At 70.0% G+C, this 19,928-nt stretch carries 20 protein-coding genes and 2 tRNA genes; 9 read left to right on the top strand and 13 right to left on the bottom strand.

Annotated elements, in window-relative coordinates:
- Window positions 1–178 precede the first annotated feature (178 nt).
- The 5 genes from AUV07_RS11600 (at window position 179) to AUV07_RS18030 (ending at window position 4,827) form a co-directional block, all read left to right on the top strand.
- Window positions 179–1,282, top strand: a complete 1,104-nt coding sequence (locus AUV07_RS11600) for a phosphate ABC transporter substrate-binding protein PstS (protein ID WP_062636284.1) — start codon at window positions 179–181, stop codon at window positions 1,280–1,282.
- A 106-nt stretch (window positions 1,283–1,388) separates the two neighbouring features.
- Window positions 1,389–2,372 carry a phosphate ABC transporter permease subunit PstC gene (pstC, locus tag AUV07_RS11595; protein ID WP_060923075.1) on the top strand — a complete coding sequence of 328 codons (984 nt, stop codon included), beginning with the start codon at window positions 1,389–1,391 and terminating at the stop codon, window positions 2,370–2,372.
- A 1-nt stretch (window position 2,373) separates the two neighbouring features.
- On the top strand, window positions 2,374–3,471 hold the full coding sequence (pstA, locus tag AUV07_RS11590; protein ID WP_062636282.1) for a phosphate ABC transporter permease PstA: 1,098 nt from the start codon (window positions 2,374–2,376) through the stop codon (window positions 3,469–3,471).
- A 29-nt stretch (window positions 3,472–3,500) separates the two neighbouring features.
- Complete coding sequence (gene pstB, locus AUV07_RS11585) at window positions 3,501–4,280, top strand: phosphate ABC transporter ATP-binding protein PstB (protein WP_062636281.1); 780 nt, start codon at window positions 3,501–3,503, stop codon at window positions 4,278–4,280.
- Between the two features lie 127 nt (window positions 4,281–4,407).
- Window positions 4,408–4,827 carry an endonuclease domain-containing protein gene (locus tag AUV07_RS18030; RefSeq protein WP_331709280.1) on the top strand — a complete coding sequence of 140 codons (420 nt, stop codon included), beginning with the start codon at window positions 4,408–4,410 and terminating at the stop codon, window positions 4,825–4,827.
- 114 nt (window positions 4,828–4,941) lie between these two features.
- Here AUV07_RS18030 and AUV07_RS11575 read toward each other — a convergent pair whose 3' ends face one another.
- The 5 genes from AUV07_RS11575 to AUV07_RS11555 all read right to left on the bottom strand — a co-directional run bounded on the left by AUV07_RS11575 (window position 4,942) and on the right by AUV07_RS11555 (window position 9,779).
- Entirely contained in the window at window positions 4,942–5,826 is an 885-nt protein-coding gene (locus tag AUV07_RS11575) for an aminodeoxychorismate lyase (protein ID WP_062636277.1), read from the bottom strand.
- Window positions 5,827–5,997: 171 nt separating this feature from the next.
- Window positions 5,998–6,627 (bottom strand): hypothetical protein, encoded by a 630-nt coding sequence (locus AUV07_RS11570; protein WP_062636275.1) that lies wholly within the window; start codon window positions 6,625–6,627, stop codon window positions 5,998–6,000.
- 29 nt (window positions 6,628–6,656) lie between these two features.
- A complete protein-coding gene (locus AUV07_RS11565) occupies window positions 6,657–7,436 on the bottom strand; it encodes an anti-sigma factor (protein ID WP_062636273.1) in 780 nt (259 codons plus the stop codon).
- Window positions 7,433–8,035 carry an ECF RNA polymerase sigma factor SigK gene (gene sigK / locus AUV07_RS11560; RefSeq protein WP_025104287.1) on the bottom strand — a complete coding sequence of 201 codons (603 nt, stop codon included), beginning with the start codon at window positions 8,033–8,035 and terminating at the stop codon, window positions 7,433–7,435. Before sigK ends, AUV07_RS11565 begins: the two co-directional genes overlap by 4 nt.
- A 31-nt stretch (window positions 8,036–8,066) precedes the next feature.
- Window positions 8,067–9,779, bottom strand: a complete 1,713-nt coding sequence (locus AUV07_RS11555; protein ID WP_062636271.1) for a cytochrome c biogenesis protein DipZ — start codon at window positions 9,777–9,779, stop codon at window positions 8,067–8,069.
- A gap of 167 nt (window positions 9,780–9,946) precedes the next feature.
- On the opposite strand from AUV07_RS11555, the gene AUV07_RS11550 reads away from it, so the two are divergent.
- The 3 genes from AUV07_RS11550 to AUV07_RS11540 all read left to right on the top strand — a co-directional run bounded on the left by AUV07_RS11550 (window position 9,947) and on the right by AUV07_RS11540 (window position 11,515).
- Window positions 9,947–10,606, top strand: coding sequence for a fasciclin domain-containing protein (locus tag AUV07_RS11550; protein ID WP_062636269.1), 660 nt, complete (start codon window positions 9,947–9,949; stop codon window positions 10,604–10,606).
- Window positions 10,607–10,741: 135 nt separating this feature from the next.
- Window positions 10,742–10,814 (top strand) — tRNA-Lys (locus AUV07_RS11545).
- Between the two features lie 155 nt (window positions 10,815–10,969).
- A complete protein-coding gene (locus AUV07_RS11540) occupies window positions 10,970–11,515 on the top strand; it encodes a type 1 glutamine amidotransferase domain-containing protein (protein ID WP_025104283.1) in 546 nt (181 codons plus the stop codon).
- Window positions 11,516–11,518: 3 nt separating this feature from the next.
- Here the strand turns inward: AUV07_RS11540 and AUV07_RS11535 are convergent, their stop codons facing one another.
- Window positions 11,519–12,037 carry a CGNR zinc finger domain-containing protein gene (locus tag AUV07_RS11535; RefSeq protein ID WP_062636267.1) on the bottom strand — a complete coding sequence of 173 codons (519 nt, stop codon included), beginning with the start codon at window positions 12,035–12,037 and terminating at the stop codon, window positions 11,519–11,521.
- A gap of 25 nt (window positions 12,038–12,062) precedes the next feature.
- Here AUV07_RS11535 and AUV07_RS11530 point away from each other — a divergent pair, with 25 nt between their 5' ends.
- Window positions 12,063–12,281, top strand: coding sequence for a hypothetical protein (locus AUV07_RS11530; protein ID WP_062636265.1), 219 nt, complete (start codon window positions 12,063–12,065; stop codon window positions 12,279–12,281).
- Here AUV07_RS11530 and AUV07_RS11525 read toward each other — a convergent pair.
- The 7 genes from AUV07_RS11525 to topA all read right to left on the bottom strand — a co-directional run bounded on the left by AUV07_RS11525 (window position 12,262) and on the right by topA (window position 19,891).
- A complete protein-coding gene (locus AUV07_RS11525; protein ID WP_062636263.1) occupies window positions 12,262–12,795 on the bottom strand; it encodes a DUF1697 domain-containing protein in 534 nt (177 codons plus the stop codon). The genes AUV07_RS11530 and AUV07_RS11525 overlap by 20 nt on opposite strands.
- Window positions 12,792–13,373, bottom strand: coding sequence for an isochorismatase family protein (locus AUV07_RS11520; RefSeq protein ID WP_062636261.1), 582 nt, complete (start codon window positions 13,371–13,373; stop codon window positions 12,792–12,794). The genes AUV07_RS11525 and AUV07_RS11520 overlap by 4 nt, the downstream gene beginning before the upstream one ends.
- A 78-nt stretch (window positions 13,374–13,451) precedes the next feature.
- Window positions 13,452–13,524 (bottom strand) — tRNA-Thr (locus AUV07_RS11515).
- A 69-nt stretch (window positions 13,525–13,593) separates the two neighbouring features.
- Window positions 13,594–15,147: an alpha/beta hydrolase gene (locus AUV07_RS11510; protein WP_082802930.1), complete on the bottom strand. Its 1,554-nt coding sequence runs from the start codon at window positions 15,145–15,147 to the stop codon at window positions 13,594–13,596.
- Window positions 15,144–16,301: a DNA polymerase III subunit delta' gene (locus AUV07_RS11505; protein WP_062636259.1), complete on the bottom strand. Its 1,158-nt coding sequence runs from the start codon at window positions 16,299–16,301 to the stop codon at window positions 15,144–15,146. The genes AUV07_RS11510 and AUV07_RS11505 overlap by 4 nt, the downstream gene beginning before the upstream one ends.
- Window positions 16,302–16,388: 87 nt before the next feature.
- Window positions 16,389–17,018: a dTMP kinase gene (gene tmk, locus AUV07_RS11500; protein ID WP_025104276.1), complete on the bottom strand. Its 630-nt coding sequence runs from the start codon at window positions 17,016–17,018 to the stop codon at window positions 16,389–16,391.
- Window positions 17,015–19,891, bottom strand: a complete 2,877-nt coding sequence (gene topA, locus AUV07_RS11495) for a type I DNA topoisomerase (protein ID WP_062636258.1) — start codon at window positions 19,889–19,891, stop codon at window positions 17,015–17,017. The genes tmk and topA overlap by 4 nt, the downstream gene beginning before the upstream one ends.
- Between the last annotated feature and the right edge of the window lie 37 nt (window positions 19,892–19,928).

Here is a 19,928-nt window from a genome sequence, read left to right as displayed (position 1 = left end):
GGCGCAAAGTGGGCGATTCGAAACGGAGGGGGCCGCGCGGTGACGGGGATCGGCTCCAGAGAGTCGCCGGTCGTTCACCTGCCGTTCACCTGCGCGGGAGAGTCTCGTTAACCGTCGCCCCTAGCGTCACTGTGTGCCCTGCACCGGGCCCCACCCCTCCAAGATCGAAGGATCCACAGTGAAGATCTCCCGAATCGCACGAATCGGCGCCATCGGCGCCGTCGCCGCTCTCGCCCTCGCCGGCTGTGCCGCGAACGAAGGCGGAGCCGGCGGCTCCAGCGAAGAGCCCTCGGAGTCCACGCTCTCCGGCACGATCGACGCGACCGGCGCGTCCTCGCAGACCGCAGCCCAGGAGGCCTGGGTCGCCGCCTTCCAGACCGCCAACCCCGATGTTACGGTCAACTACGAGCCCACCGGCTCCGGCACCGGCCGCGAGAACTTCCTCGAGGGCGGCAGCAACTTCATCGGCTCGGACCGCGCGTTCAACGACGAGGAGATCGCCGCCGGCGGCTTCGGCGCCTGCACCACCGACGACATCGTCGAGGTCCCCCTCTACATCTCCCCCGTCGCCGTCGCCTTCAACCTCGAGGGCATCGACACGCTGAACCTCGACGCCGCCACGATCGCGGGCATCTTCGCCGGCACGATCACCAACTGGAACGACGAGGCCATCGCCGCCCTGAACGACGGCGTCGAGCTTCCCGACCTGGCGATCTCGCCGGTGCACCGCTCCGACCCCTCGGGCACGCAGGAGACCTTCGCCAAGTACCTCAGCGCGACGGCCCCCGACGTCTGGACCTACGAGGTCTCCGACGAGTGGCCGATCCAGGGTGGCGAGGCCGCTCAGGGCACCTCGGGCGTGAAGCAGGCCCTCACCGCCGGCAACGGTGCGATCGGCTTCCTCGACGCCTCGCAGGCGGACGGCCTCGGCCAGGTCGCCGTGGGCGTCGGCGAGGACTTCGTCTCGTACTCGGCCGAGGCCGCCGCGAAGCTCGTCGAGGGCTCGCCCCTCGCCGAGGGCCGCGGCGAGGGCGACCTCGTCTTCGACGTCGACCCGGCCGCCGCCGCGGACGGCGCCTACCCGATCGCCCTGGTCAGCTACCTCATCGGCTGCGAGCAGTACGAGGACAGCAACGTCGCGGAGCTCGTGAAGGAGTACTTCACGTACATCGCGAGCGCCGAGGGCCAGGACGCCGCCGCCGAGAACGCCGGCAGCGCCCCGATCTCGGACGGCCTGCGCGAGCAGGTCCAGGCCGCGATCGACCTCATCCAGGTCGGCTGATCCTGCCGATCCACTGACGACGGTGCCCCCGCGTCCCCGAGCGGGCGCGGGGGCTCCGCCAGGTCAGCACCCGATCCATCTCCACCCGGCCCGAAACAGGGAGATCATGAGCACGACCGCGCAGGAGCCGACAACGGCACCGGCACCGACACCGGCGCCGCCCACACCGATCAAGGCCAAGCAGCGCCTCGGCGACCGGGTCTTCTCCGGCACCGCGCTGGCCGCCGGCATCATCATCCTGATCGTGCTGGCGCTCGTCGCCGCCTTCCTCATCATCCAGAGCCTGCCGGCGTTCCAGCTCGACACCACCGACAACCACATCCTCCGGGGCGAGTCGTTCTGGGTGTACGTCTGGCCGCTCGTCTTCGGCACCCTCTGGGCCTCGTTCATCGCCCTGCTGATCGCCGCCCCGATCGCCATCGGCATCGCGCTCTTCATCTCGCACTACGCCCACCGGCGGCTCGCGTCGTTCCTCGGCTACATCATCGACCTGCTCGCCGCGGTGCCCTCCGTGGTGTTCGGCCTCTGGGGCGGCCTCGTGCTCGCCCCCATGCTCCAGCCGATCTACGTGTGGCTCAACGAGAACGCCTCGTGGGTGCCGTTCTTCGGCGGTCAGGTCTCCGCGACGGGCAAGACGATCCTCACCGCCGCCCTCGTCCTCGCCGTGATGTGCATCCCGATCATGACCGCCATCTGCCGCGAGGTCTTCCTGCAGACCCCCAAGCTCCACGAGGAGGCGGCCCTGGCCCTCGGCTCCACGCGCTGGGAGATGGTCCGCATGGCCGTCCTCCCCTTCGCCCGCGGCGGCATGGTGTCGGCGGCGATGCTGGCCCTCGGCCGCGCGCTCGGCGAGACGATGGCCGTGACGATGGTGCTCTCCCCCTCGGCGGTCGTCAGCTTCCTCGTGCTCACCGCCACGAACCCCACGCCGATCCCCGCGAACATCGCGCTCGCCTTCCCGGAGGCGCACGGCACCGGCGTGAACACGCTGATCGCGACCGGCCTCATCCTCTTCGTCGTGACCTTCGCGGTCAACGCGCTGGCGCGCTGGATCGTCGCCCGCCGCGCCGAGTTCTCGGGAGCGAACTGACATGACCGCCCTCACCAGCGCTCCGCCCGCCGCGAGCACCACCGCCCTCACCTCCGGCCGCCTGCCGAAGTGGGCTCCGTGGGCCCTCCTCGGCGTCTCGTTCGTCGTGTCCGCCGCGGTGTTCGGTGTCGCCGCCGCCGGCTCGGACACCCCGCTCGCCGACTTCAACATCGCGGGCACCGTCGTCGTCGGCATCCTGCTCTACATGGTGATCATCACGGTGATCTCCTCCATCGCGGAGAGCCGTCGCAAGGCCGTCGACCGCCTGATGACGGCTCTCGTCGCCACGGCCTTCCTCATCGCCCTGCTGCCGCTGATCTCCCTGCTGTGGACCGTGGTGGCGAACGGCCTCGAGCGCTTCGATGCCGAGTTCTTCACCTACTCGATGCGCAACGTCGTCGGTGACGGCGGCGGTATCGTGCACGCCATCTGGGGCACGATCCTCATCACGCTGACGGCCACGATCATCTCCGTGCCGGTCGGTCTGATGACCTCGATCTACCTCGTCGAGTACGGCCGCGGCAAGATCGCCAAGGCCATCACGTTCTTCGTCGACGTGATGACGGGCATCCCCTCGATCGTCGCCGGTCTGTTCATCTACGCGGTGTTCGCCCTCCTGATCCGTCCCGGCATCTCGATGGGCTTCATGGGCGCTCTCGCCCTCGCCGTGCTGATGACGCCTGTCGTGGTGCGCGGCAGCGAGGAGCTGCTCCGGATCGTCCCGAACGAGCTGCGCGAGGCCTCCTACGCTCTGGGCGTGCCGAAGTGGCTCACGATCCTCAAGGTCGTCCTGCCCACCTCGATCGCCGGCATCATGACCTCGGTCATGCTCGCCATCTCCCGCGTGATCGGCGAGACCGCCCCGCTGCTGCTCACCGCCGGCTTCACGCAGAGCCTCAACACGAACATCTTCGACGGCCAGATGATGACCCTCCCGGTGTTCGCCTACAACCAGTACATGAACCAGGGCACGAGCCCGGACGCCGCCGTCGCGCGCGCCTGGGCCGCCGCCCTCACCCTCATCCTCATCGTCATGGTGCTGAACCTGCTCGCCCGCCTGATCGCGAAGCTGTTCGCCCCGAAGGTCAACGGCCGCTGAGCGCCCGACCACTCAGAATAGGAATCCACGTGTCCAAGAGCATCGAAGTCAACGACCTCAACGTCTACTACGGCAACTTCCTCGCGGTCGAAGGCGTCTCCCTCGACATCCAGCCGCGCAGCGTCACGGCCTTCATCGGCCCGTCGGGCTGCGGCAAGTCCACCTTCCTCCGCACTCTCAACCGCATGCACGAGGTGATCCCCGGCGCCCGCGTCGAGGGCGAGGTGCTGCTCGACGGCAAGGACCTCTACGGCGCCGGCGTCGACCCGGTGCTCGTGCGTCGCCAGGTCGGCATGGTGTTCCAGCGGCCGAACCCGTTCCCCACGATGTCGATCAAGGAGAACGTGCTCGCCGGGGTGAAGCTCAACAACAAGCGCATGTCGAAGAGCGAGCAGGACGACCTCGTCGAGAAGTCCCTCACCGGCGCGAACCTGTGGAACGAGGTCAAGGACCGCCTCGACCGTCCGGGCTCCGGCCTCTCGGGCGGCCAGCAGCAGCGTCTCTGCATCGCCCGCGCGATCGCCGTCTCCCCGGAGGTGCTGTTGATGGACGAGCCGTGCTCGGCCCTCGACCCCATCTCGACCTACGCGATCGAGGAGCTGATCGGCGAGCTCAAGAACGAGTTCACGATCGTCATCGTGACGCACAACATGCAGCAGGCGAGCCGGGTCTCCGACAAGACGGCCTTCTTCAACATCGCCGGCACCGGCAAGCCCGGAAAGCTCATCGAGTACGACGACACGACGAACATCTTCACGACCCCGTCCGTGCAGGCCACCGAGGACTACGTCTCCGGCCGCTTCGGTTGACCCATCCCCCCACCCCCGTCCCATCCCCCGTCCCCCGGGCACAACTTCGGAGATCTTCGGGGACACGCCGCCGCCTGGCCTCCCGACTCGGCGTGTCTCCTTCGATCTCCGAAGCTGCGCACGGGTCGTGACTCCTGCACGGATCGCGAGTGGCGAGGATCGTCCACAGACGGCGGGCTACCGAGTCGTGGCGCGGCCAGTGAGGGCGAGGCGGCGCGACCTCATCGCCTTCTCGCGGGCCGATGCCGACAGCGGCCTGGAATCCTTGGTGCGGCTGAGGATCCGACGCTACGGGTGGCGCGTGCGGACGCAGGTCGGCGTGGTCGGGACGGGCCGGGTCGACCTCCTCATCGAGGACTGGCTCATCATCGAGACGGACGGACGCGCCAACCACGAGGAGAGCTCTCTCCGGCACCGCGATCTGGTCCGCGATGCGACCGCCGCCGGCTGGGGCCACGCCACTCTCCGCTTCGACTACGCGATGGTCCTCCACGACTGGCCCCTCGTCGAGCGCGCCATCGTGGAGACCATGCGTCGCCGCCCCTGATCCCGCCCCGTGCCGGCACAGCTTCGGAGATCGTCGACGACACGCCGGTGTCGGGGCGCGGCCCACGGCGTGTCGTCCGGCATCTCCGAAGTCGTGCCCGGGGACCCGGAGGACTCAGTCGCGCGGGGAGAGGAGGTAGGCGTTGAGGTCGTCCGTGAGGGCGGCGTCCACGGCGACCGGCGTGCCGTCGATCGCAGTGATGGCGGTCGCGAGACGCACGCTCGACACGAGCCATGCGGCGTCGGCCCGCGTCAGCTCGGCGGCGGGGATGCGGTCGTACCCGACCTCGAAGCCCCGCGCGAGAAGGTGGTCGTAGACGCTGAGCTGCGTGGTGCCGTGCAGGATCCCGCCGTTCGGGGCCGGGGTCGTGAAGCGGTCGCCGAAGCGCAGGATGAGGGAGGCCGTCGGAGCCTCCAGCACGAAGCCGTCGCTCGACAGGAAGATCGCGTCGTCGGCTCCGCGGCGCTTGGCCTCGCGCAGGGCCGCCATGTTCACGGCGTAGGACAGCGTCTTCGCTCCGAGCAGCAGCCAGGGCGCCCGTTCCGCGGCGCCGAGGTCGTATCCGCGGTCGAGGGTGACGACCTTGACGCCGTTCCGCCGTACCGCCGCGAAGTCCGCCGCCGGAGCCGCCGTGACCCAGGCTGTCGGCGTCGGCCCGTGCTCGACGCCGCGACTGAGGATCAGCTTGATGACCGACTCCCCCGCCCCGAGCTGTGCGGCTGCCTGCTGGATCGCCTGCCGCCACTGCTCCTGGTTCGGCACCGGGAGGTCGCAGAGTCGCGCCGAGTGCGCAAGGCGCTCCAGATGCGGGACGACCTCCTGCGCATGTCCGTCGATCACGCCGATGGACTCGAACACGCCGTCGCCCCGTTGCGTGCTCAGCTCGCCAACGCTGAGGGCGGGGGCCGCGGCGTCCACCTGCGTGAACGTGTCGGCGTAGTCGGCACGCTGCTCGTCGGCGGTGACGGGATCGATCATGAGGGCGAAGCGACGGGTCATGTCACCGAGCCTAGGCCGCCGGGAATACCCACCGCGTCCTCGCGTTACACTGGAGTGGCCGGGCCGCATAACCCCGGGCTCCAATTTTCGCCGCTGCGAGCGGCCTTCCGCCGAGAGGCGTTCTTGCGGCCCGGTCTTTCTCTGTCCGGACGCCGGCCCGCCCGCTCGGACTCAGGCCAGGGCGCCGGTGCGCCACAGGGCCGCCGAGGCCGCGAGGTCCTGGGCATAGCTGCTCAGCCGCAGCGCCCGCGTGGTGAGCTCGCTCGCCCGGGCGGGCTCCGTGGACTCGTAGTCGTCGGCGGTGTGCGTCGCGCCCGAGGCCTGGACGCGGCAGAACGCCGCGGCGCGCTCCAGTGCCACGGCGAAGTCGCCGCGGAAGGCGCCGCGCAGGATCGTGTCGATGAGAGCCACGAGCTCGTCCGGGCTCGCCGGCACGGGCGCCCCGGCGACCACGGCGTCGGCCGACGGCAGCTCGACCCGTCCCCGGTCGTAGAGCAGGGCCGCAGTGCGCGGATCGCCGTGGATCGCGAGCTGGAGCACGTACAGCCGCCATAGCGATCCGGGGAGGGTGCGCGACGGCGCCTTCGACCACAGCTCCGCGATCTCGTCGATCCCGTGCTCGCTCGTGAAGGCGATCAGCCGCTCGACGCTCGCCCCGCTCTCGTCCTCGCGCACGCGGGTCAGCAACGCGGAGGCGGTGGCGTGCGCGACGCGTGTCTCCTCGGCGGGATCATGGGCGCCGACGATGTTGTCGAAGGCGCTCGTCGGACGACGCACGGGGCGATGGTGCTGCTCGGGCATCCCTCCAGGGTACGCCCCGCCTCGGACGGTCAGGCCGTCGGGATGACGATCACCGGGTCGGTCGTGGGGAGCCCGGACGGCGATCCGCCCTCCTGCTCGACCGTCACCGCGATGGCGTCGCCGGCCTGCATCTCGCCCTCGAGGAGCGCGGTGGCCTCCCCGCCGTCGACGTCGAACACACCCGCGGCGATGGGATCCTCTCCGCGCACGAACCACAGCTCATAGGTCTTGCCGTCCGCCACCTCGGGCAGTCCGTCCGTGACGAGCACGGCCTTCCCGACCGAGCCCGACCAGTGCGCCGTCGCCGTCGCGCCGTCGTCGAGCTCGACCGTCGCCTTCTGCGCGTCGCCCGCGGATTCGATCTCCTGCAGCGCGACGACACTCGCCGGGCGGTTCAGCTGGTCGTTCAGAGCGACTGCACCGATCCCGACGCCCACGAGGAGCGCGAGGCATGCGGCGAGCGCGAAAGCGAGCCGGGTCCAGCGGCGAGCCGGAGCGGGAGCGGCGGCGCCGGAGGCAGGGCTCTCGTCCGCGGGTCCGTCGGGCTCGCCCGAGTCGGACGAGGAGTCCGCGGCGCCGCCCTGCGGAGTCTGGGCGATCTGCGCGAGCAGAGCCGCACGGATGCCGGCGGGCGGAGTGACCGGGGCCACGCCGTCGGCGAGGAGAGCGGCCGTGGCGGTGTCGGTGTCGTCCTGCGCCGCCCACTCCGGGTGCTCAGCGAGGGCACGGCGGTACCGGCGCTCGTCGTCCGCCGAGAGCGTGTGGAGCGCGGCACCTGCCGCGAGTTCCGCGAAGTCCTTCTCGTTCATGCCGTCACCCCCATCGCCGTGCGGAGCCGGGTCAGCCCGTCTCTCATCCGTGTCTTGATCGTGCCCAGCGGTGCTCCCACGAGCGCCGCGATCTCGTTCTGACTGTAACCGCCGTAGTAGGCGAGGACGAGCGCCTCCCGCTGCGCCTCCGGAAGCCCCGACAGCGCCGCGACGACCCGCTCTCCCTCGATCCCCAGCTCCACCCGTTCCGCCACGCTGTCGTGCGCGACGCCGAGGTCCTTGAAGCCCGCGCGCACGTCCCGGTCCGCACTCGACTGCGAAGCCCGCACCCGGTCCACGGCCCGGCGATGCGCGATGGTCATCACCCAGGTTCGTCCCTGTCCCTTGTTCGGAGCGAACCGGGAAGCGGATTGCCAGATCTCGAGGAACACCTCCTGCAGCACTTCCTCGCTCTGCGCGCGGTTCACGAGTACGCGGAGGATGAGGCCGAACACACGGGAGGAGAGGGAGTCGTACAGCGTGGCGAAGGCAGCCTGATCACCGGAGGCGACGCGGACGAGGAGGTCGGCGACAGCATCCTGCGGCGCCGTCCCGTCCTCGGGGACGTCCATCCCATCGATGACCATCTCCATAAGCATGCCGTATCTCCTCCCTCTTCCCGTGCAGACGTCACCCGAATGTGAACGAATACACCTCGACGCCGGTGGGAACCTCGAGCGTGAACGTGCCCTTCTCGATGTCGTCCTGCTCGAGCAGGCCGTAGGAGCGCGGCGTCCCGTCGATCCGGATCGTCTGCGCGTTCCCGTCGGCGTCGGTGACCACCACCTCGCCCGACCCCGCGACGACCATGCGCACCTCGGCCGCCCGATACTGCAGCCGGATCCGCGCGTCCTCAGCGGTCGGCGTGACGTACTGCGTGTCCACGGTCCAGTCGCCGTCCAGCGCGAAGCTGTCGTTGGGCTGGTCGTCCGGGAAGCGGAAGCTGCCGTCGCCGCGGCGGTACTCGTCGCCGCCGCCGTAGTTGACGTCCTTCGAGGAGCCGAGGAAGGTCTCCCGGGTCGTGGCTCCCACCTCGGGGGTCTCGTCCTTCACGTCCGTGGCTGCGGGGAGGTCGACGTCGGGGTCGGCGTCCTGCAGCAGCTCCCGGATCATCGCCTCCGTCGCGGCGTAGTTGCCCTCGCCGAAGGAGATGTGGCGGACGGTCCCCTCCGCGTCAATGAGGTAGTGCGCGGGCCAGTACCGGTTGCGGTAGTTGGTCCAGGTGGAGAGGGTGTTGTCGAGAGCGACCGGGTACTCGATGCCGAAGTCGCGCGCGCCCGCCGCGACGTTCCCCGGATCCTTCTCGAACGCGTACTCGGGCGAGTGGATGCCGATCACCTGCAGCCCCGCGTCCCGGTAGGCCTCGTCCCAGGCCACGACGTGCGGGATGGAGCGCTGGCAGTTGATGCAGGAGTACGCCCAGAAGTCGATGAGGACGACCTGGCCGCGCAGGTCCTTCAGGTCGATCGCCTCCCCGTCCGGGGTGTTGAGCCACTGCTGGATCCCCTTGATGGACGGCGCCGTCCCGCAGGACTCCAGCTCGGTCGCGCCGTTCGTGCACTTGTCGAGGTCCTTGTTCTCCTCGTTCACCAGGCCGCCGAGGTCGAGGGCGTCCTGCACCTGCTCGGAGTCGGCGATCTGCTCCTGCAGCGGCGCGGTGTAGTCCGGGAGTAGACGCTGCAGCGCCTGCGGCACGTTGAAGACGAGTCCCACGGCGAGGGCGATCATCGCCACGCCAGCGGCGATCCGCAGCGCGCGCTCCTTCGTCCGGAAGGCCCGGATGCGCTCGATGACGCTGCGTCCCGCGAGCGCGAAGACCAGCAGCGGCACCGCGACGCCGATCGCGAAGGAGACGGTGAGGAGCACGGTGCCCACGCCGATCTGCCCCGTGGAGCCGGCGACGATGATGGCCGCGAGGACCGGACCCGCGCAGGGGACGAACACGGCTCCGAGAGCGAGGCCGACGCCGAAGCCGTTGCCGCGGTTCTTCACCTCGCGCTGTCCGAAACGCTGGAACGGCCGCTCCAGGATGTGCTGGAACCGCGGCACGATGAGCCCCACCCCGATGACGACCAGCACGGCGATGCCGACCCAGCGGATGATGTCCTGCGGCAGGTTCAGCAGGCCCAGCAGGAGCGACCCGGCGAGCGTCACGAGCGTGAAGCTCAGCACGAGACCGGCGATGACGAAGTAGGGGCGGCTGCGCTTCGCCGGCACCGCCTCCCCCTCGTAGGACGCCGACTGGGCACCGCCGGTGAGGAAGATCACCGGGAGCACGGGCAGGATGCACGGCGAGATGCCGGTGATGAGCCCGCCGAGCAGGCCGATGATGATCAGGTCCATGAGGTCCTCGTCTCTGTCGGGTGCTGTTCGCGCCGACCCCCCGCAGCGGATTGGATCGGATCCGATCTCGGAGAATCTCGAAATTCCTCCCATCCGATCCGCGGAGGCTTCCGAACAGCCCTCGACGCCACGGAGAGGCCGTGGCCGGAGTTTCGAAGGAGCTCGACATGTTCAGCACCAAGAAGAAGGTCACCGCAGCAGTCACCCTGGGTCTGGCGAGCGCATTCCTGCTCTCGGCATGTTCCATGGGCAGCGGAACGAGCACGGAGGAGTCGTCGGAGCCGACGACGCCGGAGACGTCGGAGTCGACGCCGATGGAGATGGACCCCGCGGCGAACCTCGTCGGCCCGGGCTGCGCGGCGTACGCGGAAGAGGTCCCGGACGGCGCCGGCTCCATCCAGGGCATGTCCCAGGACCCGGTGGCGGTCGCCGCCTCGAACAACCCCATGCTGACGACGCTCGTGTCGGCGGTGAGCGGTGAGCTGAACCCCGACGTGAACCTCGTCGACACGCTCAACGGCGACGAGTTCACCGTGTTCGCGCCGGTCGACGACGCCTTCGCGAAGATCGACCCCGCGACCATCGAGACGCTGAAGACCGACAGCGACCTGCTGACCTCGATCCTCACGTACCACGTGGTTCCGGGCCAGATCGAGCCGTCCGACATCGAGGGCATGCACACCACCGTCCAGGGTGCCGACCTCGAGGTGACCGGCAGCGGTGACGAGTGGATGGTCAACGACGCCAACGTCATCTGCGGCGGCGTGCAGACCGCGAACGCGACCGTGTACCTCATCGACTCGGTCCTGATGCCCCCGGCTGAGTAAGCCAGGGACGGTGCCGGCGACCCGACCGGCACACGGCCTCCCCTGTTGTCAGGAGGGACACGGGGCAGGTGAAGGGGCCGTCGGCGGCTGTGGCGCCGACGGCCCCTCGTCGTGCGCCCCCTAGACTGGGAGCACGGGCCTCTAGCTCAGTTGGCAGAGCATCGGACTTTTAATCCGCGGGTCGTGGGTTCGAGCCCCACGGGGCCCACCGCATCCTCACCACCGAGGGGAGTCGCACCGTCCCGCACGGCGGCTCTGTATCACCGTCGTTCACGGCTGGCCACCCCCTGGTGAGGTCCGGCGACCCGCGAGAGGGTCGAGGAGTCCCCGGAACAGGGCGACTTCCCACCGAAAGGACGGACCATGACTCTCACCGGAAACCGCGTGGCATTCCTGGCGACGGACGGCTTCGAGGACAGCGAGCTCACGAGCCCCTGGGAGGCGGTGACGACGGAAGGCGCGAGCGCCACGCTCATCGCCCCGGACGGAGCGGCGATTACCGGCAAGAACGGTCACGAACAGGCCGTCGACCTGAAGGCCGCGGACGCCAGCGCCGACCAGTTCGACGCGCTCGTGCTGCCCGGCGGCGTCGTGAACGCCGACCACCTCCGCATGGATCAGGCCTCCATCGACCTGGCCCGCGCGTTCTTCGAGCAGCACAAGCCCGTGGGCGTGATCTGCCACGGCGCCTGGATCCTCATCGAGGCCGGCGTCGTCGACGGTCGGACCATCACGAGCTACCCGAGCCTGAAGACCGACCTCCGCAACGCCGGCGCGAGCTGGGTGGACGAGGAGGTCGTGGTCGACGAGGGTCTCGTGTCGAGCCGCACCCCCGATGACCTCCCGGCGTTCAACGCCAAGCTCGTCGAGGAGATCGGCGAGGGCAAGCACGCGGGGCAGACGGCCTGACCCTCAGCTGACGCGCGCCCGATGGCGCCGCACGGCCGCCCGGTTCGCGCACCTCACGGAGCAGAACCGCTGGCGGCCGTTGCGCGTCACGTCCGCGACGACGTTGGTGCACGGCGGCGCGTCGCAGCGCCCGAGTCGGTTCATCCCTCGGGTCACGAGGTGCAGCGCCGTGCCGAGGTTGATGATCGCGCGCAGCACGAAGGGCAGCGAGCGCACGTCGTCCCGGTAGTGCAGGTGCCAGCCCTCGTCATCGTGATTGGTGAGCCGCGGATAGGCACCCGCGGTGGCGAGCTGATCGTTGAGCAGGGCGGCCCGCGCATCAGGGTCCGGCTCATCCACGATGGCCAGCCAGTCATCGATCACGGCGCGCACCTGCGCGTGGTCGTCCGGGGCCGGCGGAAACGTCTGCGTCATCCCGAGCGCGAGCGACCGCTCCTCGATGCCCGCGCGATCGGCCGGCCAGTCGTTCGCGAGGGAGGCCGCGAGGAGCACCGCGTACTCACCGTAAGGGTTGAGATGCATAAGACCATTACATCACGCTGGTCCCATGACCTCCTCCGACACCCTCCCGATCCCCCGGCTCGCCTCCGCCGCCGACACCCACGAGCACGCCTGGCTCGTGGAGTCGCGCCATCCCACCAGCGAGGGCGTCGTCGTCTACGTCCGGTGCGCGGGCTGCGACTCCCGCCGGGTCGACCTCGCCACGCATCCCCCGATGCCGCCGACCGCGCTGAGCCGGGCCGTGGTCACGCCGTCAGCGCGATGAGCTTCCGCACGGTGCGCAGGTTGCGCGCCGTGCCGGGTACCCCGAGCGCCCGGTCGAGCACGGCCTTCGTGAGCTTCGTCGTGTGCACCCCGCCGGGGGCGTAGTCGATCCACAGATCGTGTCCGACCAGGGCGAGACGCTCCCCCGGGACGAGGCGCTCGTGCAGCGCCTCGAGGGCGCCCGCGGCGGGAGCGCCCTCGAAGAACATCGAGTGCACGAGCTTCAGCTCCCCCTCCGGGAAGGGCTGGGCCGCTTCGGACTCGGCGAGCTCGGCGTGCGTGCGGTGGATCACCGGAGTGTCGACACCGAACTCCTCCGCGACGACTGCCCGGACCGTCGCGCAGGCCGCCGCGGGTTCCCGCGGCGTCGCGCAGAGGATGTTGCCGCTGGCGATGTAGGTGGAGACGTCCTCCAGGTCGGTGGCGGCGGCGAGCACCTCCCGCAGCCGGGCCATCGGCACGCTGTTGCGTCCGCTGAGGTTGACCGCACGGAGGAGGAGGACGCTGCGGCTCATGCCTCCGTGCTCTCGAGGAGCTCGGCACCGGCGTGCGCGAGTTCGGCGAGGGCCGCGGCACTGGGTTCGGGCGCCACTCCGGCGACCAGGTCGGTGAGGACGCGGACGTGGACGCCGTGGGCGATCGCATCGAGTGCGGAGGCACGGACGCAGTGGTCCGTGGCGATGCCGACGACGTCGGCCGTCACGACGCCGGCCGCGCTCAGTACCGCGGCGACCGTCGCCCCGTCGTCGGTCACCCCCTCGAACATCGAGTAGGCCGGACGGCCCTGCCCCTTGCGCACGTGGTGGGTGACGCCGTCAGTCACGAGCAGCGGGTCGTAGTCGGCTCCGGCCGTGCCGGCGACGCAGTGCACGGGCCAGGAGTCGGTGTAGTCCGGGGTCGTGGAGAAGTGGCCGCCGTTGTCGCCGTCGGGATCGTGCCAGTCCCGGGAGGCCACGACGACCTCGTAGTCGTCGGCGTGGGACGCGAGGTAGGCGGAGACGGCGGCGGCCACCGCATCACCGCCCGGAACCGCGAGGGCACCGCCCTCGGTGAAGTCGTTCTGCACGTCGACGATGAGAAGCGCTCTGCTCATGCTCCGAGCGTACGCCCCGCGGCCGGGCCCGCAGACGAGGAAACCCCCGGGACCACGAGGGTTCCGGGGGTTTTCCTGAGCCGCTTGTCAGAATCGAACTGACGACCTTTTCATTACGAGTGAAATGCTCTGCCGACTGAGCTAAAGCGGCGTGCGACGCGTGAGCGGCGCGATCACCGATATTACCCTGTCTCGCGCTCGCTCGCGAATCGAGGCTCTCTCACTCGCAACGCAGGCCGTCTTCCGGCACCACGTCGTCGAGGAGGAAGGCCTCCACCGCCTCGTCGACGCAGACGTTGCCCTTGTTGTAACCGGTGTGGCCCTCCCCCACGCGGGTGATGAGGACGCCCTCGGAGAGCTGGTCGGCGAGCGACTCCGACCACTCGTACGGGGTCGCCGGATCGTTGGTGGTACCGACGACGACGATGGGACCCGCGCCTTCCGCCGTGATCTTCTCGCGGGTGCCGGTGGGCGGATACGGCCACACCTCGCACGGGTCGGGGCCCGACCAGTACGGAGCGATGGTCGGCGCCCCCTCCGCGATCTTCTTCTCCGTGGCCGCCTCGGCCGCAGGGTCGTCCTCGACCGGGTAGTCCATACAGTTGTACGCGCGGAAGGCCTCGGTCGAGTTGTCGATGTAGGTGCCGTTCTCCCGGCCGTTGTAGAAGTCGGCGAGGCGGAAGGCCGTCGACGGGTCACCCTGCAGCGCCTCCTCCAGGGCCTGGGTGAGGATCTCCCAGCTGTCCTCCGAGTACAGCGCCGCGATGATCGCCGTCATCAGAGCGTCGGCGCCCATGAGCCGGCCGTCGCCGTTCTTCAACGGCGTGCGGTCCGCGCTCGCGAGCAGGGCGCCGAGATCGGCCATCGCCTCGTCGACCGTCCCGCTGAAGGGGCACGAGCCGGAGTCGAGGCAGTTCTGCATGTAGGCCCGCAGGGCCGACTCGAAGCCGAGCGCCTGCGTGGCACCGACCTCGAGACCGGGGACGGAGGGATCGATCGCCCCATCGAGCACGAGCCGCCCGGCCTTCTCCGGGTAGAGCTTGGCGTAGGTCGCCCCGAGGAACGTGCCGTACGAGTACCCGAGGTAGTTGAGCTCCTTGTCGCCCAGGACGGCGCGGAGGAGATCCATGTCGCGGGCGGCGTTCACGGTCGTGATGTACGGGAGAATGCCCCCGCTGTTGGCGTCGCACGCCTCTCCGAAGCCGCGCGCGGAATCGAGCAGCTCGGTCTCCCACTCCGGGGTGCCCCGCGGCGCGGAGGGGATGCCGTAGAGGTACTCGTCCATCTCCTTCGCGTCGTAGCAGGTGACGGCGGTGGAGGCGCCGACCCCGCGCGGGTCGAAGCCGATGACGTCGTAGTTCTCGATGAGCGCCGGACCCACCGCGTAGTCGAGGCTTCCCTGGATGAGGTCGACGCCGCTGGAACCGGGGCCACCGGGGTTCGTGAGCAGCGAGCCGATCGCCTCGCCCTCGGCGCGATGCCGCACGACGGCGAGCTCGATCTCTCCCGCTCCCGGGTCTTCCCAGTCGAGCGGCGCGGTGACGGTCGTGCAGTCGAAGCCCGGACCGCACTCGGTCCAGTCCAGCTCCTGGGAGTAGAAGGGAAGCAGATCTTCCGCGACACCCTCGGTGTCCGGGGTCTTCTCCACGGCCGGCTTCGAGGACTGCTCCGGGATCATGGCGTAGAGGCACCCGGAGAGCACGACCGAGGCGGCGGCCAGACCGGCGATGAGCGCCGCGGAGCGACGGAGGCGGGGCAGGGATCGAGTCTTCACGGTTTCCTCCCGCTCGTGACGGTCACGAGCAAACTCTCGAGTGCGAGCAGCGGGGCGACGTTGCGCTCCAGCGCCTCACGGGTCTCAGCCAGGTGGTCGAGCACGACGAGCGTACGCTCGATGCTCCAGGCGGCGGCGAGGGCGGCCAGCTCGGCGTGCAGCTCGCGATTGATGAGATCGTCACCGCGGCCGTACTGCAGCATCACGACATCGCGGAAGAGCGACTGCAGATCCGTGAGGACGCGGTCGATGCCGTCCCGCAGACTCCGCGTCGCCCGCTTCTTCTGTTCGTCCTCCAGCGCGGACACCTGGGCCCGCAGCGCCGGAGGCACGGCCTGCCCCTCGGCGACCCCGACGGTGCGCAGGAGCGCGGCACGTTCCGCCGCATCCCGCTCGGCCGTGAGTGCCTTGGCGTCTTCCGTCGCCGCCTGGATGATGCGCCCGGCGACCTCGACCGCGTCGTTGACCCCGCGCACGCCCATCACGGCGCGGAGCGTCTCGTCGCGGCGTCGCCGGGCGGCGTCGTCGGTGGCGAGTCGCTGGGCCATGCCGATGTGGCGCTGCGCGTGTCGGGCGGCCTGCTCGGCGACGGCCTCGTCCACCCCCGTGCGGAGGCTGATGAGGCGGGACACGTCCGCCACGTCGGGTTCGCGGAGTCGGAGCGACCGCACGCGTGACCGGATGGTCGGGAGGAGGTCGGCCTCACTCGGCGCGCAGAGGATCCAGACGGTCTGCTCCGGCGGCTCCTCCAGCGCCTTGAGCAGCACGTTCGAGGTGCGCTCCACCATCCGGTCGGCGTCTTCGACGACGATGACCCGATAGCGGCCGGCGGACGGGGCGAAGTAGGAGCGCTCGACGAGAGCGCGCGCCTCGGCGATGGTGATGATCACCTTGTCGGTGCGCAGCGCCGTCACATCGGGGTGGGCGCCGGCGAGGACCTGGCGCATCGTGGCCTCGTCGTCCGGCCCGTCTGCGATGAGCGCCGCGGCGAAGGCATAGGCGAGCGTCGAGCGTCCGGATCCCGGAGGGCCCGTGATCAACCAGGCGTGCGAGAGCGCGGCCGGATCGGCCGAGGCGGCGCGCAACGTCTCGACGGCGGCCTCCTGCCCCCAGACATCGGCCCAGGGAAACGGCGGGGCGAGGGTCGAGGGCATGCACTCAGCCTAATCGGGACCGCCGACGCTCCCACCACCCGCTGACGGACCGTGCGTCCCGTCGGACGAAGCCCTCTCTGTGGAGGATCAGTCGAAGAGCGCCGAGACGCGGGCGCGGATGCGGTCGGCGATGCGCTCGGGCGACGCCGCGGCGTCGATCACGAGGAACCGGGCAGGCTCCGCACGGGCCAGTTCGAGGTAGGCGTCGCGCACGCGGGCGTGGAAGGCCTCCTTCTCGGCCTCCAGCCGATCGAACGGCTTGTCCGCCGAGTCGAGGCGCGTGCGCGCCGTGGCCGGATCGAGATCGAGGAGCACGGTGAGATCCGGAAGAGCACCCTCCGCGGCCCACAGCGACAGGTCGCGGATCTCCGTGGCGTCGAGGACGCGTCCGGCGCCCTGATACGCCACCGAGGAGTCGAGGTAGCGGTCCTGCAGCACGATCTCGCCGCGGGCGAGCGCGGGACGCACCACCGTCGCGACGTGGTGCGCGCGGTCGGCGGCGTAGAGCAGCGCCTCCGCGCGCGGCGCGATGTCGCCGCGGTGGTGGAGCACGATGTCGCGGATGAGCTGTCCGACCTCGGAGCCGCCCGGCTCCCGGGTGCGCACGACCGTCCGACCGCTCTGCTCGAGCCACGTGGCGAGGAGGTTCGACTGGGTCGTCTTCCCGGAGCCGTCCCCGCCCTCCAGCGTGATCCAGAGGCCGGGGCCTGCGGTCACGAGTCCGCCTTCTCTGCCGCCTTCGCCGCCGCGTTCGCGGCCCGGGTCGCCGCCGCCTTCTTGGCCGCCGCCGAGCGGGCTGCCGACGTGGCCGACGTCTTCGCCGCCGTGGACTTCTTCGCCGTGGAGGCCTTCGCCGGCGTCTTCTTGGCGGGCGCCTTCTTCGCGGGAGCCTTCTTGGCCGGAGCCTTCTTCGCCGCTCCCCGCTTGGGCGCCGGACCCTTGGCGCGCTTGTCCGCGAGCATCTGCACGGCGATCTCGAACGTGATGTCGTCCGGGGTCTGTCCGCGCGGGATGGTGACGTTCGTCTCACCGTCGGTGACGTACGGTCCGAAGCGGCCATCGCGCACACGGATGGGCTTGCCGCTCACCGGGTCGGCGTCGAACTCCGCCAGCGCGCTCGACGCCCGGCGGGCGCCGTACTTGGGCTGCTGGTAGATCTCCAGCGCCTGTTCCAGCGTGACGTCGAAGATCTGCGACTCGCTCTCCAGCGACCGGGAGTCGGCACCCTTCTTCAGGTAGGGACCGAAGCGGCCGTTCTGCGCGGTGATCTCGTCGCCCGACTCCGGGTCGACGCCGACCACGCGCGGCAGGCTCAACAGCTGCAGCGCGGTGTCGAGGTCGATCGTGTCGACCGACATCGAGCGGAACAGCGAGGCGGTGCGGGGCTTGGGCGCCGCTTCCTTCTTCGCGCCGCGCTTCCCCTTCGCGCTGGGTGCCTGAGCCTGCCGAAGGTCGACGACCTCGCCGGTGGCCTCGTCGACGACGGCGTCGTCGGAGACCGGATCGTTCTCCTGCACGTAGGGGCCGAAGCGGCCGTCCTTGACGACGACGACCTTGCCGTTCTCCGGGTTCACCCCGAGGACACGATCGCCGGCGACCGGCGCGTCGATGAGCTCCTGGGCCTTCTCCGCCGTGAGCTCGTCGGGCGCGAGGTCTTCGGGGACGTTGACGATGCGCGGCTTGGCCTCCGGATCCTTCGGGTCCGTCACCTCGAGGTAGGGGCCGTACTTGCCGAAGCGCAGCGTCGCGGTGTCGGTGATCCGCGTCGAGTTCAGCGCGCGGGCGTCGATCTCGCCGAGGTTGTCGACGACCTGGCGCAGACCCACGTGCGAGTCGGAGCCGAAGTAGAACGACTTCAGCCATTCCACACGGTTCTGCTCGCCGCGGGCGATGGTGTCGAGGTCGTCCTCGAGCGCCGCGGTGAAGTCGTAGTCGACGAGCTCGGCGAAGTGCTCCTCGAGCAGGCGCACCACGCTGAACGCGAGCCACGTCGGCACGAGTGCCTGGCCGCGCTTGACCGCGTACCCGCGATCGAGGATGGTCTCCGGGATCGTGGCGAAGGTCGAGGGACGGCCGATGCCCTTCTCCTCGAGCACCTTCACCAGCGAGGCCTCGGTGTAGCGCGGCTTCGGCGTGGTGCGGTGACCCTTCGCCTCCGCGGCGGACACGGCCAGCTCGTCGCCGACGGAGACGGCGGGCAGGGACTGGTTCTCCGCGGCGTCGGCGTCGCTGCGCTTCTCGTCCCGACCCTCCTCGTACGCCTCGAGGAACCCCTTGAACGTGTAGACCGTACCGGAGGCGGTGAACTCCGCCGTCTGGCCGTCCGCCTCGACCGCGATGGTGACGGTCGTCGTCTCGTACTTGGCGTCCGACATCTGGCTCGCGACGGTGCGCTTCCAGATCAGGTCGTACAGCCGCTGCTCCTCGCGGTCGAGCTCGCCGGACAGCGAGGACGGCGTGCGGAAGTTCTCCCCCGACGGGCGGATCGCCTCGTGCGCCTCCTGGGCGTTCTTGCTCTTCGACTTGTAGACGCGCGGCTTGAGCGGCACCGCGTTGTCGCCGTAGAGAGCCACGGCCTGACTCCGGGCCGCCTGCACCGCCTGGGTGCTCAGCGCCGTGGAGTCGGTACGCATATAGGTGATGTACCCCTTCTCGTAGAGGCGCTGGGCGACGCTCATCGCCTGCTTCGCGCTCATCGAGAGCTTGCGGCCCGCCTCCTGCTGCATGGTGGAGGTCGTGAAGGGTGCGTAGGGGCTGCGGGTTCCCGGCTTGGCCTCGACCTTGGTGACGGTTCCCGCCCCTGCGGCGTCGACGGCGCGCGCAAGGGCCGCCGCCTTCGCCTCGTCGAGGACCACGACCGCCTTCTTGAGCTTCCCGGTGTCGTCGAAGTCGGAGCCGCGGGCGAGCTGGCCGCCGTCCACGCGCACCAGGCGGATGCGGAAGGACGTGCCGGTCGCGGCCGCGTCGGCGTCGACGTCCCAGTACTCCGCGGAGACGAAGGCCATGCGCTCGCGCTCGCGGTCGACGATCAGACGGGTCGCGGCGGACTGCACGCGGCCGGCCGAGATCCCCGTCTTGACCTTGTACCAGAGCACCGGCGAGACGTCCCAGCCGTAGAGGCGGTCGAGGATGCGGCGGGTCTCCTGCGCATCGACGAGGGCGTGGTCGAGTTCACGGGTGTTGCCGACAGCGGCCTGGATCGCATCCTTGGTGATCTCGTGGAAGACCATGCGCTTGACCGGCACCTTGGGCTTGAGCGTCTCCAGCAGGTGCCAGGCGATGGCCTCGCCCTCGCGGTCCTCATCAGTGGCGAGCAGGACCTCGTCGGCGTGCTTGAGCGCGCGCTTGAGCTCGGCGACCGTCTTGGTCTTGCGGTCCGACACCACGTAGTAGGGGTCGAAGCCATTGTCGATGTCGATGGAGTACTTGCCGTACGCCTTCTTGTCCTCGGCCGGGATGTCCTTCTTGTCGGCGAGATCGCGGATGTGGCCGACGGAGCTGAGCACCTCGTAACCGTCGCCGAGGTATCCCTGAATAGACCGCATCTTCGTCGGGGACTCGACGATGACGAGCTTCTTGCCTTCAGCCAAGGGGCGTCCTTTCTTCGAAGCACACCATACACACCGC

The sequence above is a fragment of the Microbacterium sp. CH1 genome (assembly GCF_001595495.1).
Lineage (GTDB): Bacteria > Actinomycetota > Actinomycetes > Actinomycetales > Microbacteriaceae > Microbacterium.
Note: the sequence above shows the minus strand (reverse complement) of the source record. Positions and strands in the feature narration are given on the sequence as shown.

Excerpts from the sequence above, each read along its gene's own strand:
- pstA (WP_062636282.1), top strand. The coding sequence starts at position 2,374 with ATGACCGCCCTCACCAGCGCTCCGCCCGCCGCGAGCACCACCGCCCTC.
- AUV07_RS11505 (WP_062636259.1), bottom strand. The coding sequence starts at position 16,301 with ATGCCCTCGACCCTCGCCCCGCCGTTTCCCTGGGCCGATGTCTGGGGG.
- AUV07_RS11520 (WP_062636261.1), bottom strand. The coding sequence starts at position 13,373 with ATGAGCAGAGCGCTTCTCATCGTCGACGTGCAGAACGACTTCACCGAG.
- AUV07_RS11570 (WP_062636275.1), bottom strand. The coding sequence starts at position 6,627 with ATGCCCGAGCAGCACCATCGCCCCGTGCGTCGTCCGACGAGCGCCTTC.
- pstC (WP_060923075.1), top strand. The coding sequence starts at position 1,389 with ATGAGCACGACCGCGCAGGAGCCGACAACGGCACCGGCACCGACACCG.
- AUV07_RS11550 (WP_062636269.1), top strand. The coding sequence starts at position 9,947 with ATGTTCAGCACCAAGAAGAAGGTCACCGCAGCAGTCACCCTGGGTCTG.
- AUV07_RS11525 (WP_062636263.1), bottom strand. The coding sequence starts at position 12,795 with ATGAGCCGCAGCGTCCTCCTCCTCCGTGCGGTCAACCTCAGCGGACGC.
- AUV07_RS11535 (WP_062636267.1), bottom strand. The coding sequence starts at position 12,037 with ATGCATCTCAACCCTTACGGTGAGTACGCGGTGCTCCTCGCGGCCTCC.
- sigK (WP_025104287.1), bottom strand. The coding sequence starts at position 8,035 with ATGCTTATGGAGATGGTCATCGATGGGATGGACGTCCCCGAGGACGGG.
- AUV07_RS11530 (WP_062636265.1), top strand. The coding sequence starts at position 12,063 with ATGACCTCCTCCGACACCCTCCCGATCCCCCGGCTCGCCTCCGCCGCC.
- AUV07_RS11540 (WP_025104283.1), top strand. The coding sequence starts at position 10,970 with ATGACTCTCACCGGAAACCGCGTGGCATTCCTGGCGACGGACGGCTTC.
- AUV07_RS11575 (WP_062636277.1), bottom strand. The coding sequence starts at position 5,826 with ATGACCCGTCGCTTCGCCCTCATGATCGATCCCGTCACCGCCGACGAG.
- AUV07_RS11555 (WP_062636271.1), bottom strand. The coding sequence starts at position 9,779 with ATGGACCTGATCATCATCGGCCTGCTCGGCGGGCTCATCACCGGCATC.
- AUV07_RS11565 (WP_062636273.1), bottom strand. The coding sequence starts at position 7,436 with ATGAACGAGAAGGACTTCGCGGAACTCGCGGCAGGTGCCGCGCTCCAC.